Origin of the sequence: Pseudoalteromonas sp. APC 3691 (assembly GCF_030408135.1) — a bacterium.
Taxonomy (GTDB): Bacteria; Pseudomonadota; Gammaproteobacteria; order Enterobacterales; family Alteromonadaceae; genus Pseudoalteromonas.
On record NZ_JASDCB010000031.1, the window covers coordinates 1 to 18278 of the forward strand.

Below are 18278 nucleotides of genomic sequence, written 5' to 3' on the forward strand. Positions count from 1 at the left end.
AGGGATAGCCACGCGGTATGAAAAGCTTGAACGAAATTATCATTCAATGCTCGCTTTAGCATTTACTATGATGTGGCTACCAATGTGGGCTGATTGATATATGTACTACAAAGATCAACAGCCCCTAGATTGTTTTAGGAAAAGTGATTTTTTAGGTTCAAAAATGAAATGGATAAGCGCCATTGTATATTTCTGCTATGAGGATATTTTAAGTTTGTAATATCAGCCGTATTATTTGCTTTAACTGAATGTCTAAATGTTGAAACTAAAAGTCACTAGAATGCATTAAATACAAAAAAGCCCAAGTGAATAGCTTGGGCTTTTTCGTGTGTAACGCGCTTACGTATACACTAAACGTAACTTTTGAGTCATTAACACTGAGCGTAAAAACATGCGTAAGGCTCAAGTATTGTGGTGCCTCGGTCTAACTTTGCGCTGTGGTGGCTAAGCTCGGTGTATTCTTTAACGATTGATGTTGGCATATCAATACTTGTTTGCTTAGCGCTGAGATTGAACATACAAAGCATTCTTTGCTTTCCAAGCGTTCTATAAAAAGCAAGCACAGGCTCTGGCGTTTCTATAAATTCAATATCACCTTCAAGTAAAACTGTTTGGCTTTTTCGCCATGCCATAAACTCACGGTAGGCATTTAAAATTGAGTTGTTATCATCTGTTTGTATAGCTACTGATTGCTGCTTATGTGCATTATCAACGGGTAGCCAAGGTTTTACTTCACTAAAACCTGCATGAGATGAATCAGCTAGATCCCAAGGCATTGGTGTTCTACAGCCATCACGCCCTTTAAAATTAGGCCAAAATGTAATGCCGTATGGGTCTTGTAAATCTTCAAATGCCACACTTGCTTCACCCAGACCTAGCTCTTCACCTTGATACATACACACGCTGCCGCGAAGAGAAGCTAATAGGGCGGTTAGCATTTTACATTGTTGAGGGTTTACTTCGCCATTTTCGCTCCAGCGGCTCGCTACGCGCTCTACATCATGATTACTAAATGCCCAGCATGGCCAGCCTTCAGTCATACGTTGTTCTAGAGTTTGAACCGTAGTTCTAATATATTCACTTGAGTAATCATTTGTTAATAGCTCAAAGCTATAACCCATGTGCAGTTTGTCGCCACCTTGGGTGTACTGCGCCATTGTAGCTAATGAATCTTCTGATGAGATTTCGCCAAGCGATACAGTACCTGGGTATTTATTAAGTAATGTGCGAATATCTTGCATAAACTCAATATTTTCAGGCTGAGTATTATTGTAGTAATGGTACTGAAATGCATACGGATTATCTTCACTAAAACCACGACCCTGGCGCTTATCTTTTGGTTTAGCCGGATTATCACGTAATTGCGCGTCGTGATAGCAAAAATTAATTGCATCAAGCCTAAACCCATCAACGCCTTTTTTAAGCCAAAACTCAACATTATCAAGCACAGCTTTTCGAACATCTGGGTTATGAAAGTTAAGATCCGGTTGTTCGGTTAAAAAATTATGTAGGTAGTATTGCCCGCGACGAGGCTCCCACTGCCAAGCACCACCACCAAAAATAGACAGCCAATTATTAGGTGCTGTGCCGTCATCTTTGGCTTCAGCCCAAACATACCAATCCGCTTTATCGTTATTTTGATTTTCGCGGCTATCTGTAAACCATTGGTGTTGATCTGATGTATGGCTTAGTACTTGGTCAATTATAATTTTAATATTGCGATCATGGGCTTGGCTAATAAGTTCATCAAAATCGTTTAAATCACCAAAAAGCGGGTCAATGTCACGGTAGTCACTAATATCGTAGCCAAAGTCTTTCATTGGCGATTTGAAAAAAGGTGAAATCCAAATTGCATCAACGCCTAAGCTTTTAATGTAATCAATACGATTAATAATCCCTTTTAAATCACCAATACCATCGTTGTTGCTATCTTGAAAGCTACGCGGATAAACTTGATAAATCACCGCACCTTTATACCACTGCTTTTGGGTCATGCTTTTCTCCGTCATTCCACACATTATTTAGACTATTCTTTATTGTGATTACGATTAATCACGTTATTTGCAAAAAGCATACGTGAAGCCTTTAATCCTGTAAAAAGTCTGCATACGTATGCACTAAAAATAATGCAATAAATTTATTAAAAATAAGTGGTTAGAGTGGCTTTAGTAGCGTTCATTTTGCGTATCTATTGTTTACCAATTACGTCAGTCATTGATTTATTAGTTAAATTGAATCTAACAGATTGTACTGTAAGGGAAATATATCCCAGGATCTATATTAAATGGTCTGACCAATTTAACGCTTGGTAAATGTGGAATAATTTAAACGTTATTTGACAGTGATAATTAACTTCACCTTGTTTACATTTAAGTAAAAGTGCCATTAAGTTTCAATAGAATTGATTTGACTATTGATGTTTGTCTTGTGTTTTTTATCTACTTTATTACTAATAAAATCAATTGGTTAAAAATAAACGTGTGTAATATGTGTTAATGTTAGGCTACATTGAAATTGTTGAATACGTATGCATAAAGTTGTTAATAAAATAAATCTGGCGTTAATATTCATCCTGACAACAAAATTAGCTCGCCTTGTTTAACTATCACTTAAACATTGAACGCGGGTATCACAATATGGGTAACGGGAAAACATTATGTCTATGTTCAAACCAAGTATATTAACTTTGGCATTAACAGCTGCAGGCTTATCGAGCTTTGCTACACAGGCTGCTCAAGAAGATACAATAAAAAAAGATGATGTAGAAGTTATCGAAGTTAAAGGCTTTCGTGGCAGTGTGGTTGAGTCTATTAACACAAAACGCTTCTCTACACAGGTTGTCGAATCTATATCGGCTGAAGATATTGGCAAATTGCCAGATTCTTCAATTGCTGAATCGATTGCGCGTTTACCCGGTTTAACAGCTCAGCGCTTAGACGGCCGAGCAAGTCGTGTCTCTATTCGTGGTTTTGGCGAGAATGAAAGTGGCACAACGTTTAATGGTCGTGAACAAGTATCGATTGGTGATAACCGTGGTGTAGAGTTTGACCTTTACCCATCAGAAATAATGAGCGGTGTAACTGTTTATAAAACGCCAAATGCAAGTATTGATGCTGAGGGTATTGCTGGTGTTATTAATATGCAAACAGTTCGTCCACTAAGTAAAGGCGAACGTGTTGTGCAAGTAAATGGGCAGTATGAGCAAACCAGCTTTGGTAAATTAAACCCTGACGGCAACGACGACGGTTACCGAGGCACTATTTCATACATTGACCAATTTGCAGACGATACCATTGGTGTTGCATTTGCACTAAACACCATGAGTTCACCAAACCAAGAAAAACGTTGGAACTCGTGGGGTTACCCAGAAAGAGAAGTAGATGGCCAAACATATTCAATTTTAGGTGGTGCTAAACCATTTGTACGTTCATCTACACTTGAACGTGACTCAGCAATGCTTGTTTTAGAAGCGGCGCCCACAGATAAATTAAACATGACGTTTGATGCATTGTATGTAGATTTTACAGATGAAAAAATCTTACGTGGTATTGAAGTTCCATTTGCATGGGGCCAAGGCTCAATTGACCCTGCAAGCGTAGTTGTAGATGGCGCAAGCGGCTTTGTTACCAGTGCGGTAACAAATGGCCAGCGCGTAATTGTGCGTAACGATTACGAAGAACGTGAAGCAGAATTAACCGCATTTGGTTTTAATACTAAATACGATATTGACGATTCATGGTCAGTTGAGTTTGATGCAAGTTACTCGCAAGTAGACCGTAAAATTTGGAGCCTTGAAAGTTATTCGGGCACAGGTCGCGGTGATACGCGTGGTGTTGCAGATAACCTAGGTTATACTTTTGATGGTGGTAATACTGGTGCTACGTTTACTCACGATTTAGATTACAGTGATTACAGCTTAATTCAGTTAGGTGGACCTCTTTCTTGGGGCTCAAACAAGGCGTTGAATAATAAGTATGGCTTAATTGATGCAGATGGAAATGATATTTCTGGTTATAAAGATCAGGCACAAGATGGTTTCATTAATGCACCAACCATTGAAGATGAACTATCTACATTAAAGCTGGCGGCATCTAAAGTATTAGAAAACGAATACTTCAGCTCAATTGAATTTGGTATGTCTTATAAAGAGCGCGAAAAAACAAAAGATTCGCAAGGCTTTTATATGACATTATCAGGATTTTCGCTTGCTAACCCAGGCATGCTAACTGTTCCAGAGCAATACCGGATGGGAAGTGTTGACCTAGGCTTTATTGGAATGGGTGACATGATTGCCTACGATGTTAATGGGTTAGTGAATGATGGTTATTATGCTTTAGTAGACCAAAGTTTAGCTGATACAAGTCACTTAACTAAATCGTGGACAGTAAAAGAAGAAATTACCTCAGCGTTTGTGCAAGCTAATATTAATGCAGAAATAAATGGCTTAGCATTAACAGGTAATGTGGGGGTACGTTACGTTAATACCGATCAGTCTTCACAAAGTAACGCTTTTAATATGGATGACGATGGTAATATATTTGTAACTCCTACAGATATTAGTCACGATTATTCACATGTACTACCAAGCTTAAACTTATCACTTGCGATTGATGAGCAACAAACGATACGTTTTGGTGCTGCTAAAACAATTTCTCGTGCACGCTTAGATGAAATGAATTCATCAGTTAATGCATCATATAATCAAACACCAGATGAAAATGGAAACTATTGGTCTGTATCGGGTGGTAATCCTAGTCTAGAGCCTAAAGAAGCAACAGGCTACGATTTTACTTACGAGAATTACTTTAGTGATGAGGGTTACTTCTCTGCAGCGTTTTTCTATAAAGATTTAACTCAGTGGATTTTTGACGGCACGTATGCAATTGATATGTCAGGTGTAGCTGACCCTTCAACAGGTGAAGTTCCTGCAACATCATCAGGTACAGGCAGCGGTAAAATAAATGGCGGCGGTGGCGATTTATATGGTTACGAGCTTTCACTAGCGTTACCATTTAAAATATTCCATCCATCTCTTGAAGGTTTTGGTTTAATTGCCAGCCATACTGGTATTGAGTCTGATATTGAAGATCAAAACGGTAACGATTACGAGCTACCAGGTCTTTCGGATAAAATTCAAAGCTTAACAGTTTACTACGAAATGCATGGTATGCAATTACGTACCAGTATGCGCAAACGCAGTGCCTTTAAAGGTGATGTATATGGTTTAGGTTTTAACACTGAACAAGTTGATATTTTAGGTGAAACTATTTGGGATGTTCAAGCAGGTTATGACTTCTCTGAGGCCGGCATTGAAAGCCTTGAAGGTTTATCTGTTCAGTTTCAAGTACAAAACTTAACTGAAGAACCGTTTACGTCACTTTCTGGCGATAATGCTCTACAAGTACGTGACTACCAAGATTACGGTCGTACTTACTTGTTAGGCTTTAGTTACAAGCTATAATAAAAGTTGTGTGTAGAAGCCCTTGTGATTTGTTTTACAAGGGCTTTTTTATAGCTAGTTTATCAAACACTGATTAATACCAATTCGCTTAATTAAGTTTATTGAGCGCTGTATTAAAGCGTGGGCAATAATATGAAACCAATAAAACATGTCGTAATTGCAGGCGGTGGTACCGCAGGGTGGATAACAGCAGCACTGCTTAATAAAGTGTTAGGTAAAGTAATTAATATCACACTAATAGAATCATCAGCTATTGGTACGGTAGGAGTGGGTGAAGCAACGATACCGCCCATTATTCAACTTAATAACGCGCTGGGTATAAACGAGCAAGATTTTATTAATGCCACTAATGCTTCAATAAAATTAGGTATAGAGTTCGAAAACTGGAAAACGCCAGGGCATAGCTACATGCATGCGTTTGGCTCGTTAGGTAAAGATTTTCCCTTTTGCGATTTTTATAACTTTTGGTTAAAAGGTCAAATTACGGGTTGCGAAGACGACTTATGGGATTTTTCACTCAATTACCAAGTGGCTAAACAGCATAAATTTGCACCCCTCAATACAATTCCTAATACCCAACTACCTGGGCTGAGTTACGCATATCATTTTGATGCGACGCTTTACGCTGAATACTTAAAAAAGTTGGCTATATCGCGCGGTGTTAAACACATAGATGCAAAAATAAGCCATGTTGAACAATGCGATACAGGCAATGTTAAAAGCCTAACACTTGATAACGACAGTCAAATTAGTGGGGATTTATTTATAGATTGCACCGGGCTGCGTGCACTATTAATTGAACAAACACTAAATACAGGTTTTATTGATTGGTCTCATTACTTACCATGCGATAGTGCAGTAGCCGTACAAACAAAAAGTACTCATGAGCTTAAGCCCTACACGCGATCTATTGCACATAGTGCTGGTTGGCAATGGCAAATACCACTGCAAAATCGTATTGGTAATGGCCTTGTTTATTGCAGTAGATACTTGTCAGATGATGATGCTAAGCAGTTACGGCTAAAAAGCTTACCCGCTGAGCCAATTACAGAGCCCCGTATTATAAAATTCAAAACAGGTCGGCGTTTAAAGCAATGGCATAAAAATGTGGTGTCGGTTGGCCTCTCAAGTGGTTTTTTAGAGCCGCTAGAGTCAACCAGTATTCATTTAATTCAAACTGCGGTTACGCGTTTAATTAAGCTATTTCCACACAACGGTATTAGTGATGCGTTAGTAACGGAGTTTAATAAACAAAGCGTTATTGAATTAGAGCACATACGTGATTTTATTATTTTGCATTATAAACTCACCGAGCGAGAAGACTCCCCGTTTTGGCGTCAATGCATGCAAATGGATATACCAAATTCCCTTACCCATAAACTGAGTTTATTTAAACACACAGGCAAAGTAGTGCGGGAAGACGATGAGCTATTCGCTGAGGTTGCTTGGCAGCAAGTCATGATAGGGCAAGGGCTTATCCCTGATGACTATAACAGTATTGTTGATTCGCTAAGTGATGATCAACTGAGCGATTTATTCTCTACTTTAAAAACATTGATAAACTCAACAGTTGCGCAGCTACCAACTCACCAGAATTTTTTAGCTAGCATTAAAAAGGTATAACAATGCGATTTTTAAACACACTTTTACTAGTAAGCGCATGTAGCTTACCAAGCTTTAGTTATGCACTTAATGTAGAGCCTGCCAATTGGTGGGTAGGCATGAATAAAAATAACATTACAGTACTCGTGCATGAGCAAAATATAGCTAACGAAGAATTTAAATTAGATCAGTATAAAGGGGTTGAACTTAATAACGTAACACGCACTGACAACCCTAATTATGCTTTTCTACATTTAAATATTAGCGATAACGCCAAAGCAGGAACGCTCAAGTTTAACAGCACTAATACAGCGCATAGCTTTGAGTTTCCTTTATTTACCCGAGATAAAAATAGCGCGCAACGCCAAGGTTTCACAAGTGCAGATGCTTTATATTTAATTAACCCAGATCGCTTTGTAAATGGCGACTCCACAAATGACACCGTTAAAAGCATGCTAGAAGCTGTAAATCCAGGTTTTAAAGGCGGGCGACATGGAGGGGATATTCAAGGTGTTATTAACGCATTACCGTATTTAAATAATTTAGGTGTAACACAGCTTTGGCTTACTCCAGTGCTTGAAAACAACATGCCAGATTACTCTTATCATGGTTACGCGATTACAGACTTTTACAACGTTGATCCGCGAATGGGATCAAATAATTTATACAAAACGTTATCAATAAAGGCTAAAGAGCAGGGCATTGGGCTTGTTATGGATATGGTGCTTAATCACTTTGGTGCTGAGCACCCGTGGATGAAGGATAAACCAACTCAAGATTGGATTAACTTTAATGGGCAGTTTGAAAATGGTAAAAATGCCACAAGCCATGCGCGCCAAACAATTCAAGATCCACACGCAAGTAACTACGATAAACGCCAGTTTAGCGATGGTTGGTTTGTCGCTAGCATGCCCGATTTAAACCAGCGCCAACCATTATTAAATGAGTATTTAATTCAAAATGCAATTTGGTGGATTGAATACGCAGATTTAAGCGGTATTCGAGTTGATACTTACTCTTACTCAGACAAAGCATTTTTAAGTGATTGGACCAAGGCCATTATGGATGAATACCCACACTTTAATATTGTTGGCGAAGAGTGGACTTCAAACCCTGCAATAGCGTCGTATTGGCAGCGCGGTAAAGTAAATCAAGATGGGTATGTGTCAAGCTTACCCAGTGTGATGGACTTTTCGTTGCAAGAGGCGGTAATTCGAGCTTTAAATGAAGATGAAAGTTGGAGCACAGGCTGGGTTAAAGTATATCAGTCATTAGCTAACGATTTTTTATACCCAGACACCAATAACATTATGGTGTTTGCTGATAACCACGATATGAGCCGTTTATATACGGAATTTGGGCAAGACTTAGCTAAAACTAAAATGGCGATGACTTTGTTTTTAACAACGCGCGGCATTGCTCAAATATATTATGGAACCGAAATATTATTGGATAATACGCCGAGTAAAGATCATGGTGATATACGCATTGATTTTCCAGGTGGGTTCAAAAATCAAAACGCTAATGCGTTTACTGGAGTCGGGTTAAGTAAAAATCAGCGCGATATGCACGAAACTATAAGCACGCTACTTAACTTTAGAAAGCAAAGCCCGGCGCTTGCAAAGGGTAAGCTCGTTCATTTCAGTCCGAACAATGGTGTTTATAGTTATGCTCGCGTTAGTGATACGCAAACAGTATTAGTTTTTATGAATAAAAACAAAGTAACACAAAAGCATAATCTTGATTACATGCAAGAAGTTATACCAAAAAATGCCAATGTGCAGGCATTATTCACACAACACACTTTTAAACTAACTAACAGTATTAACTTAGAGCCAATGACTGCTACGGTATTAGTGATTAATACGCCGTGAATGTTTAAGTGAATACGTATGCAGCAACTGTATGGTTGCTGCAGATATCTTTAGTATAAAGCTATAACACTACTGACAAAAAGACACACAATGAAAAAATCAGTTTATGTACCTGCATTACTATGTAGCGCACTTATAACAAGTGCGTGCTCAGACAATAATGAAACCGAACAACAGCAAGCGCCTAAACAGACGCAAAATGAGTTAACAAAGCCTGTTGTATACCAAGTATTTACACGCTTATTTGGCAACACACAGACCGCGAATGTGCCTTGGGGTACGAAAGAGCAAAATGGCGTAGGTAAATTTTCCGACTTTAACGATGCTGCACTTAAAGGTATTAAAGAATTGGGGACGACCCATATTTGGTATACCGGTGTTTTACATCATGCGCTAGTGGGCGATTATACCGAGTATGGAATTACGCAAGACGACCCTGATGTAGTTAAAGGCCGTGCAGGTTCACCTTATGCAATAAAAGATTACTACGACGTAAACCCAGATTTAGCCATAAATGTGACCAATAGAATGGGTGAGTTTAGTGACCTGATTGAACGCACTCATAAGCATGGCATGAAAGTGGTTATAGATATTGTACCTAACCATGTGGCTCGTAATTATAAATCAGTAGCAAAACCCAAGGGAGTAAAAGACTTTGGTGAGCAAGATGATACAACCAAAGCGTATGATAAAAATAATAACTTTTATTATGTACCAGGTCAGTCTTTTCAGGTTCCAACATCACAAAGCTATACCGCTTTAGGGGGTAATGCTCACCCTTTAGCTGACGGTTTTTTTGATGAAACCCCAGCAAAATGGACGGGTAATGGTGCGCGTGCACCCAAGCCAGATATTAACGATTGGTACGAAACCGTAAGAGTGAATTATGGCGTTAAGCCTGATGGCAGCTATGACTTTCCTGTATTACCTAAAGAGCTAGAAAACCAAGATTATCGCGCTCATTATGCGTTTTGGCAAAATAAAGAGCTTCCTAATAGTTGGTATAAATTTAGAGACATCACTTTGTACTGGCTCGACAAAGGCGTAGATGGCTTTAGGTACGATATGGCCGAAATGGTACCGGTTGAATTTTGGAGCTTTTTAAATTCATCAATAAAAATGCAAAAGCCCGATGCGTTTTTATTGGCTGAAGTTTACAACCCACAAATGTACAGAGCGTATATTCAGCAAGGAAAAATGGATTACTTGTATGACAAAGTCGGCTTTTACGACACATTAAAAGCCATTATGCAGGGTAAGCAAGCGGCTAATACTATTTTTGCAGCCCAAAGCCAAGTGGCTGATATTGAAGCGCACATGCTGCACTTTTTAGAAAATCACGACGAACAACGCATTGCTAGTCCTGATTTTGCAGGTGATGCACGCTGGGGGAAACCAGCAATGGTCGTTTCTAGCTTAATGAGTCGCGCACCTACTTTATTATATTTTGCCCAAGATGTGGGGGAGGACGGATCTGAAAACGCAGGTATTGGCACATCTACTCGCACCAGCATTTTTGATTACATTGGTGTACCAGCGCATCAAGCATGGATGAACAACGGCAAATTCGACGGCGCTAACTTATCGAGCGAGCAAGCATCACTTCGTGATTATTATAAATCAATAATGGTTCTCAATAGTTTGCCCGCTGTTGTAGGTGGAACCATGTCAGAGCTTTCACTTAGCAATAGCGAACGCGTTGTTGGTTTTGTACGCTCGCTGGGACAGCAATCTATTTATGTTTTTAGTAATTTTAGTGAGGAGCCACAAACGGTATTAATTAATTTAACACCAGAGCAAGCAAATACCTTTGAGCGAAATAAACCGCTACACGACTTACTTGAACAAAATACGGTAAAGATCATCACTGACAAAGAAGTTACAAAGCTTATGCTTTCGCTAGATGCATTTAGTAGCGCAGTTTTAACTAATAAGGCTAATCATGAATAATCAAAATAATAATTATGACAGCAACAAACCAAATCTAAGTTTTTGGCAAATATGGAATATGTGCTTTGGCTTTTTAGGTATTCAATTTGGTTTTGCACTACAAAACGGCAATGTGAGCCGTATTTTTCAAACCCTAGGCGCACAAGTTGATGATATTCCAATTTTATGGGTTGCAGCACCGCTAACGGGCTTAATAGTGCAACCAATAATTGGTTATTGGAGTGATAAAACATGGGGGCGTTTTGGTCGTCGTCGTCCATTCTTTTTCATAGGGGCGGTACTTACTACTATCTCACTCTTTATCATGCCGCATTCACCAACTCTTTGGATTGCTGCAGGTATGTTATGGATTATGGATGCCTCAATCAATGTCACTATGGAACCTTTTAGAGCACTTGTAGGCGATAACCTGCCAGAAAAACAACGTGCTACGGGCTATGGCTTGCAAAGCTTTTTTATTGGTATTGGTGCGGTATTAGCCTCAGCGCTACCATGGATGATGACCAATTGGTTTGACGTAAGTAATACCGCTGCGCCAGGGCAAATCCCTGAATCTGTTAAATATTCATTTTATTGGGGTGGGGTCGTATTGCTAGTCGCAGTTCTTTGGACAGTTATGCGAACCAAAGAATATAGCCCTGAGCAATTAGCTGCTTTTGAAAACCACACTGCCAAGCCGACTAACACCGCATTAGTAGATATCAACTTCAATAAAGGTGCCATTATTTTTGTGGTGCTAGGTTTAGCAACCCTTGCATTAGTAATGGGTTTATCGCTTGAAAAAGAGTTATACCTACTTGCTGGTGGCTTACTAGCGTTTGGTATTGTGCAGTGGATAGCAAGCGCATTAAAGGCTGCTAACAAAATACAAGGCGGTTTTTACCAAGTAGTACAAGATGTATTTACCATGCCAGAGGCAATGAAGCAGCTTGCTTGGGTGCAGTTTTTTAGCTGGTTTACGTTGTTTGCTATGTGGATATACACCACAGCCGCAGTAACAAGCTTTCATTACGGCAGCAGTGATGCAACAAGTAAAGCCTTTAACGATGGGGCTGATTGGGTCGGTATTTTATTTGCAGCTTACAATGGCTTTGCGGCTATTGCCGCTATGTGTATTCCATTCTTAGTTAAAAAGATGGGCTTAAAAGGCGCGCATTGCTTTAACTTATTACTAGGCGCATTGGGCCTTGGCAGCTTTATGTTTATTCAAGACCCTAAGATGTTACTTATACCTATGATTGGGGTGGGGTTTGCGTGGGCGTCTATTTTATCGCTTCCTTATGCAATGTTAAGTAATGCACTACCGAGTAACAAAATGGGCGTGTATATGGGTATTTTTAACTTCTTTATTGTTATACCGCAATTGCTTGCCGCTAGTATTTTAGGGCTTATTTTACGCCACGTATTTTCTAATCAGCCTATTTACGCATTATTAATTGGTGCTGCATCATTCGTTGTTGCTGCAATTGCTGTAATGCGCGTTAAAAATTCAAACTAAGGGTCACACAATGAAAAAATATAACCTTATTACCACCGCTCTTTTAACTTTGGGTTTAACAGCCTGTGGTGCACAAAATACGAATAACGAAAATATTGACGCTACAGTTTCAGCCGCTCCTGGCGCACCAGGTGCTGAACCATTTTGGGCTTACGCGGGTAAAACCGGAATTGGTACTTCTTTTGAGCAATACCAAAACGGCCAGTATAATAACAACGCTGCGACAGGTGAAGTATCAAAAGTATGGTTTTCAATTGCTAAAGGTATGATCACCGAAACTATGTTTGGACTCATTCACCAAGCACAAATCAAAGATATGCAGTTTGTAGTAACCGGTAAAGACTTTACAGTCACTGAAGCTGACGACTTAGACGTTACAATTGATTACTTACATAAAGACGATAAAGGTAGACCACTATCGCTTGCTTACAAAGTAACAAGCACAGATAAGCAAGGGCGTTTTACCCTCGAAAAACACATATTCACCGATCCAGGCGGACAAACATTGTTTGTACGCAGTATTTTTAATACATCACTTAAAGGCGTGAGAGCGTATGTTGCTGTTAACCCTTATATAAACAACAACGGCTTAGGTGATTTTGCAAAAACCACTGAGCAAGGCTTAGTTGCCTGGGAAGACGATAACTTTTTAACGTTGCAATCATCTACGCCATTCAAAATGCAAAGTGTAGGCTTTACAGGTGTGAGCGATGGCATCACCTCACTTAAAAAACAACACACACTAAGCAAACAATATTCAAACACTGGCGATAAGGCAGGTAACGTCACTCTGCTGGCAGAGCTTGGTAATATCGATAGTAATACCACATTTGATTTAGCACTAAGCTTTGGTAAAACCCAGCAGCAAAGCCATCAACAAGGTGCACAGAGCTTATCTAAAGGTTATCAAAATGTGCTTGATGCCTACAACGGTAAAGGTGAAGCGCTAGGCTGGGAAGATTATTTACAAAGCCTTGAGCCATTAAACGCCATGGTTAATCAAACAGCCGATGACGGTAAGCTACTTTATACCAGTGCAATGGTGCTAAAAGCGCAAGAGGACAAAACCAATGCGGGTGCGCTCATTGCCTCGCTTTCTAATCCTTGGGGTGAAACTGTTTCAGCCAAAGAGGGTTCTACAGGTTACAAAGCGGTATGGGTTCGTGACTTTTATCAAGTAGCTATGGCGTTTATGGCCTTAGGCGATACAGCCACTGCAAAAACGGCCTTCGAATACCTTGAAAAAGTACAAGTAAACAGAAAAACACCAGGTAATAAAGGCGATACAGGCTGGTTTTTACAAAAAACACATGTTGACGGTGAACTTGAATGGGTAGGGGTACAGCTAGATCAAACGGCTATGCCAATTATGCTCGCGTGGAAGTTACATCAAGCAAACGTACTAAGTGATAACGAACTTAAAGATTGGTACGCACGCATGCTAAAACCGGCAGCTGACTTTTTAGTTGATGGCGGAAGAGCTAAAATTTTATGGAACGACATGCAAATCACTCCACCTGCAACACAGCAAGAGCGCTGGGAAGAGCAAAGTGGTTATTCTCCTTCTACAACGGCTGCCGTTGTTGCTGGTCTTATAACAGCCAGTGACATAGCAACACTCAGTGGTGATACTCAAAATGCAGATCGCTATTTAGCAACGGCTAAAAAGTACAACAGTAATATAGAATCGCAAATGTTTACCACCGAAGGTAATTTAAAAGGTGATAGCACCGATGGCGAGTATTTTATTCGTATAGGTCAAGACACCGACGCTAACTCTAATACTAAAATTAACGCCAACAATGGCCGTGAAGGTTTTAACAAAAAGCAGATTTTAGACGGTGGTTTTTTAGAATTAGTCCGCTATGGAGTAAGAGGTGCCAACGATTCAAGTATAGTTAAAACCCTGCCTGAGTATGACGACGAAACGCTTGAAGATAACTTACAAGTGAAATACAGCTTTAACTTTACCGATGGTAGCGGCACATTTGCAGGCTATCGCCGTTATGGTAACGACGGTTACGGCGAAGATGAAACCACAGGTACTAACTACGCCGAAAGCGGGAGTAACACGCCAGGCCAACGTGGTCGGGTATGGCCATTTTTTACAGGTGAGCGCGGGCATTATGAAATAGCAGCTGCAAATGCAAATAATGCGCTTGATGATAAAAAACAAAGCGAGATCAAAAACAGCTATGTTAAAGGATTAGAGCAGTTTGCCAATAGCGGCATGATGCTACCGGAGCAAGTATGGGATGGCGTAGGCGTAAATAAAGCAGGTTATGAGTTAGGCGAGGGTACAAACTCAGCAACACCTCTAGCTTGGACACACGCAGAATATATCAAGCTTGTACGCTCACTCAGTGATAAACAAGTTTGGGATTATTATCCTGTAGTTGCCGAGTCTCTTAATTAGGTTTTATAAAATTACGAAATATGAAAAAAGCTTCTATTTGAAGCTTTTTTTTAATTAAAATTAATTTTGTTTTTTGCAATAATATGGGCTGAGATAAATCTGCTTTGAATATTTATGCTAACTAATCTCTATTATATGTTCTAGAAAGTCATAACTTATTTGTGTGATTTCTGTTTCTTCTTTAGATTTAGAGTCCTTTTTTGCTGATCCTAGTCTGTGTTTTTTGATGCTGTTTATTAGTCACGTAGATAAGTATGCATATTGGGGTTTGTGAATAATATGTTTACTATTCTATTTTTGGGTTTTACCTTTGTTTTTCTGTTAATTTATTGTTTTTGTTGACGGTTTTTCTGTTAATTTCCGTCGCATTTTGTTTGCAAGTTGTTTGCAAGTTTGTTTTTGTTGTGTTATAAATTTATTTCCCCTTATAGATCAAGGGGGATTAAATACTTTAAATAAGTAACCGTTATATAAAGTATTTGATGAAATACATAAAAAATAATAATTTAATTATCTAGGGATAAATCAAGATGAACCACAATTTTTCTAAGACATTTAAACGCTCATTTACTGCTGCAGCAGTTGCAATGACGTTGAGTGCGGCAATGCCTGCAATGGCAGATAACGTTAACGGCGCTATAAAAGGTAGCTTAACGGCTCAGTCAGGTGTTTCGCTAGCGGGTGCAACAATAACAATAACAGATGACACTAAAGGTTATTCAAAAACGCTTATTGCAGATTCTAACGGCGAGTTCGATCTAAAACAGGTACCGGTAGGCAAGTATAATATAGTAGTTTCACAAGCTGGTTTTGACCAAGCTCAAGTTAAAGATGTAGTAATAGGAGTTGGTAAAACAGCTCTTATTGAAATTCCACTAACTACAGGTAATATCGAAAGAATTGCAGTTGTCGGTGGTTCTATTCGTGCGATAGATGTTTCTGCATCAGAATCTTCACTCAATATTAGCTCTGAAGAACTAGAACTTTTACCTATATCTCGCTCTGTAACTTCAGTTGCATTGCTTGCGCCAGGCGCAACTGAAGGGGACAGTCGTTTTGGCGACCAAGCTTCATTTGGTGGTGCTTCTGTAGCTGAAAATGCTTATTACGTGAATGGTCTAAATATGACTAATTTCCGAAATGGTCTTGGCGGTGCAACAATCCCATTTACCGCGTACGATAGCTTCCAAGTTAAAACGGGTGGTTATTCTGCAGAGTTCGGGCGTACTACCGGTGGATTAATCTCATCAGTTACTAAATCTGGTTCTAATGATTTTCACTTTGGTGTTGAAACGATTTATTCATCTGACTCGTTAAGTGAGCAAGCTCCTGATTCACTTTACAAGCAAAATGATCGCTGTGAAGACGCGGATGGCCATTGTATTGGTGATTTATATGTTAATAACCAAGACGACTACGACAATTCATTTGAAACAAGTATTTATGCTTCAGGTGCGATAGTTGAAGACACATTATTCTTCTATGGTATTTACACTGCAAGAGATAATGACTACGAATACGGTAATGCATCTCAAACAGATTTAACAGTTGAAAAAGATGATGACCCATATTACCTAGCTCGTTTTGATTGGAATATTAACGAAGATCATCAACTAATGCTTTGGGGCTTTAGTGATAAACGAACTTATTCAGAAAAAACCATTTCAGATCCTCAAGGAAATGGTAATTATACTGTAGATGGTGGTACAGCTTATCATAAGCGAGGCGGAGAAAGTTTTGCAGTTCGCTATACTGGTAACCTTACAGATGATCTAAGTATGTCAGCAATGTTTGGCCAAGTTAAGTTTTCAGAAACTGATTACTCAGACTTCGATGATTGTCCTACAGGTTATGATGCCGATTTAGGTGAGGATACTACATGTTATGTAAACTTTACTGTTGGTGAAAATGAAGATAAACGTGAGCAATTGCGAGTTGACTTTGATTACTACCTAAACGATGAGCATACGTTAAGATTTGGCTATGATTCTGAAACTAATACAGCTGATTCAACAACACAAAACTCTGGTGGCGTTTACTACTATTATCGTACATATGAAGAAGGCGCAAGGCTGGCTAATGGTTATGTCTTACCTGAAGAAATGAAGACAACACGTGTACGCGATTATAAAAATGGCGGTTCGTTTGAAGTAGAAAACTGGGCTATTTATATTGAAGATCAATGGTCAGTTACTGAAGATTTAACATTAACATTAGGCCTCCGTAATGATAGCTTTACTAACTACAATGCAGATGGCGAAGAGTTTGTTTCTATTGATAACCAAATTGCCCCTCGTATAGGTGGTTCTTGGGATATTAATGGAGATGGCGATAGTAAGTTATTCTTCACTGCTGGTCGTTATTACCTACCGGTAGCAGCTAATACAAATATTCGTTTAGCGGGTGCAGAAACGTATATCCAAACTTGGTACGCTTTTGAAGGGTTAAATGCTGACGGTACTCCTGTAGGTTTAGGTACTCAGCTAGGTGATCCTGCTATTTCTAATGGTGGTGACGGTACTGCGAAACCATCAAATACCTTATCTGATAAAGATCTTGAACCAATGTATAACGATGAGTATATGATTGGTTATCAAGCAGCAATTAATGATGATTGGTCATGGGGTATCAAGGCAACTTACCGTGTTTTAGGTAATCAAATTGATGATGGTTCTTATATCTTTAATGATGAAAATGGTGAATATTTAGGTGAAAACTGGTTCTTATTTAACCCTGGTAATGGCGCTACTTTCAATTTCGATCTTGATGGTGACGGCACCACTGAAGAATATAGCTTTAGTGCAGAAGAGTTAGGTTACCCGGATGCTAAGCGTAAATATGCATCAGTTGATTTAACATTAGAGAAAACATGGGATCAGGTTTGGTCTTTAAAAGCGCTATACACATGGTCTCACAACTATGGTAATACAGAAGGTTTTGTTAAATCTGATAATGGTCAGGATGATGCAGGTCTTACGCAAGATTGGGATTACCCTTATTTAATGGATGGTGCTAATGGTAATCTACCTGCAGATCGTCGTCATAACATTAAAATTTATGGTGCTTTTGCTGTTACAGAAGACTTCTTAATTGGTGCTAATGTTAATATCGCATCTGGACGTCCTTGGACTGCTTTAGGTCAAGGTTATACTCCAGATCCTGATCAATACCAATATGGTGATACTTACTATGTAGGTGACAAACGTTTCCCTCGTGGCAGCATGGGTACTACACCATGGACAGCACGTTTAGATCTTAACTTTACTTATAACCTTCGCTTTAACGATCAGAAAGTTCGTTTAGCTATGGATGTATTTAACGTATTTGATGCTGCTACTGAAACTCGTTACGACGAAGCTGCAGAAATAGCTGCTGGCGATGGAAATGCTACATTTGGTTTAGCTCAGTCTTACCAGTCTCCTCGTAGAATTCAATTATCAGCGTCTTACGATTTTTAATAACTTGTTAGTATGAGTT

Annotated in this window: 8 protein-coding genes and 1 pseudogene; 8 read left to right on the top strand and 1 reads right to left on the bottom strand. The window is 39.2% G+C overall.

What is annotated here, in order from left to right; genetic code table 11:
• Positions 1–97: pseudogene (locus QL998_RS11425) on the top strand (IS5/IS1182 family transposase); the annotation flags it as partial.
• Between the two features lie 274 nt (positions 98–371).
• Here the strand turns inward: QL998_RS11425 and QL998_RS11430 are convergent.
• The gene (locus QL998_RS11430) at positions 372–1994 is read right to left on the bottom strand and encodes an alpha-glucosidase family protein (RefSeq protein ID WP_290192709.1); all 1623 of its coding nucleotides are present in this window, start codon (positions 1992–1994) and stop codon (positions 372–374) included.
• A gap of 662 nt (positions 1995–2656) precedes the next feature.
• On the opposite strand from QL998_RS11430, the gene QL998_RS11435 reads away from it, so the two are divergent.
• The 7 genes from QL998_RS11435 to QL998_RS11465 all read left to right on the top strand — a co-directional run bounded on the left by QL998_RS11435 (position 2657) and on the right by QL998_RS11465 (position 18259).
• Positions 2657–5461 (top strand): TonB-dependent receptor, encoded by a 2805-nt coding sequence (locus QL998_RS11435; RefSeq protein WP_165742947.1) that lies wholly within the window; start codon positions 2657–2659, stop codon positions 5459–5461.
• A 132-nt stretch (positions 5462–5593) separates the two neighbouring features.
• Entirely contained in the window at positions 5594–7084 is a 1491-nt protein-coding gene (locus QL998_RS11440; RefSeq protein ID WP_182197035.1) for a tryptophan halogenase family protein, read from the top strand.
• 2 nt (positions 7085–7086) lie between these two features.
• Entirely contained in the window at positions 7087–8937 is a 1851-nt protein-coding gene (locus QL998_RS11445) for a glycoside hydrolase family 13 protein (RefSeq protein WP_290192710.1), read from the top strand.
• 90 nt (positions 8938–9027) lie between these two features.
• Positions 9028–10887: an alpha-amylase family glycosyl hydrolase gene (locus QL998_RS11450; RefSeq protein ID WP_290192711.1), complete on the top strand. Its 1860-nt coding sequence runs from the start codon at positions 9028–9030 to the stop codon at positions 10885–10887.
• Entirely contained in the window at positions 10880–12385 is a 1506-nt protein-coding gene (locus QL998_RS11455; protein WP_165742951.1) for an MFS transporter, read from the top strand. Before QL998_RS11450 ends, QL998_RS11455 begins: the two co-directional genes overlap by 8 nt.
• 10 nt (positions 12386–12395) lie before the next feature.
• Positions 12396–14801 (top strand): glucan 1,4-alpha-glucosidase, encoded by a 2406-nt coding sequence (locus QL998_RS11460; RefSeq protein ID WP_290192712.1) that lies wholly within the window; start codon positions 12396–12398, stop codon positions 14799–14801.
• Between the two features lie 530 nt (positions 14802–15331).
• Positions 15332–18259: a TonB-dependent receptor gene (locus QL998_RS11465; RefSeq protein ID WP_290192713.1), complete on the top strand. Its 2928-nt coding sequence runs from the start codon at positions 15332–15334 to the stop codon at positions 18257–18259.
• The last annotated feature ends 19 nt before the right edge of the window (positions 18260–18278 follow it).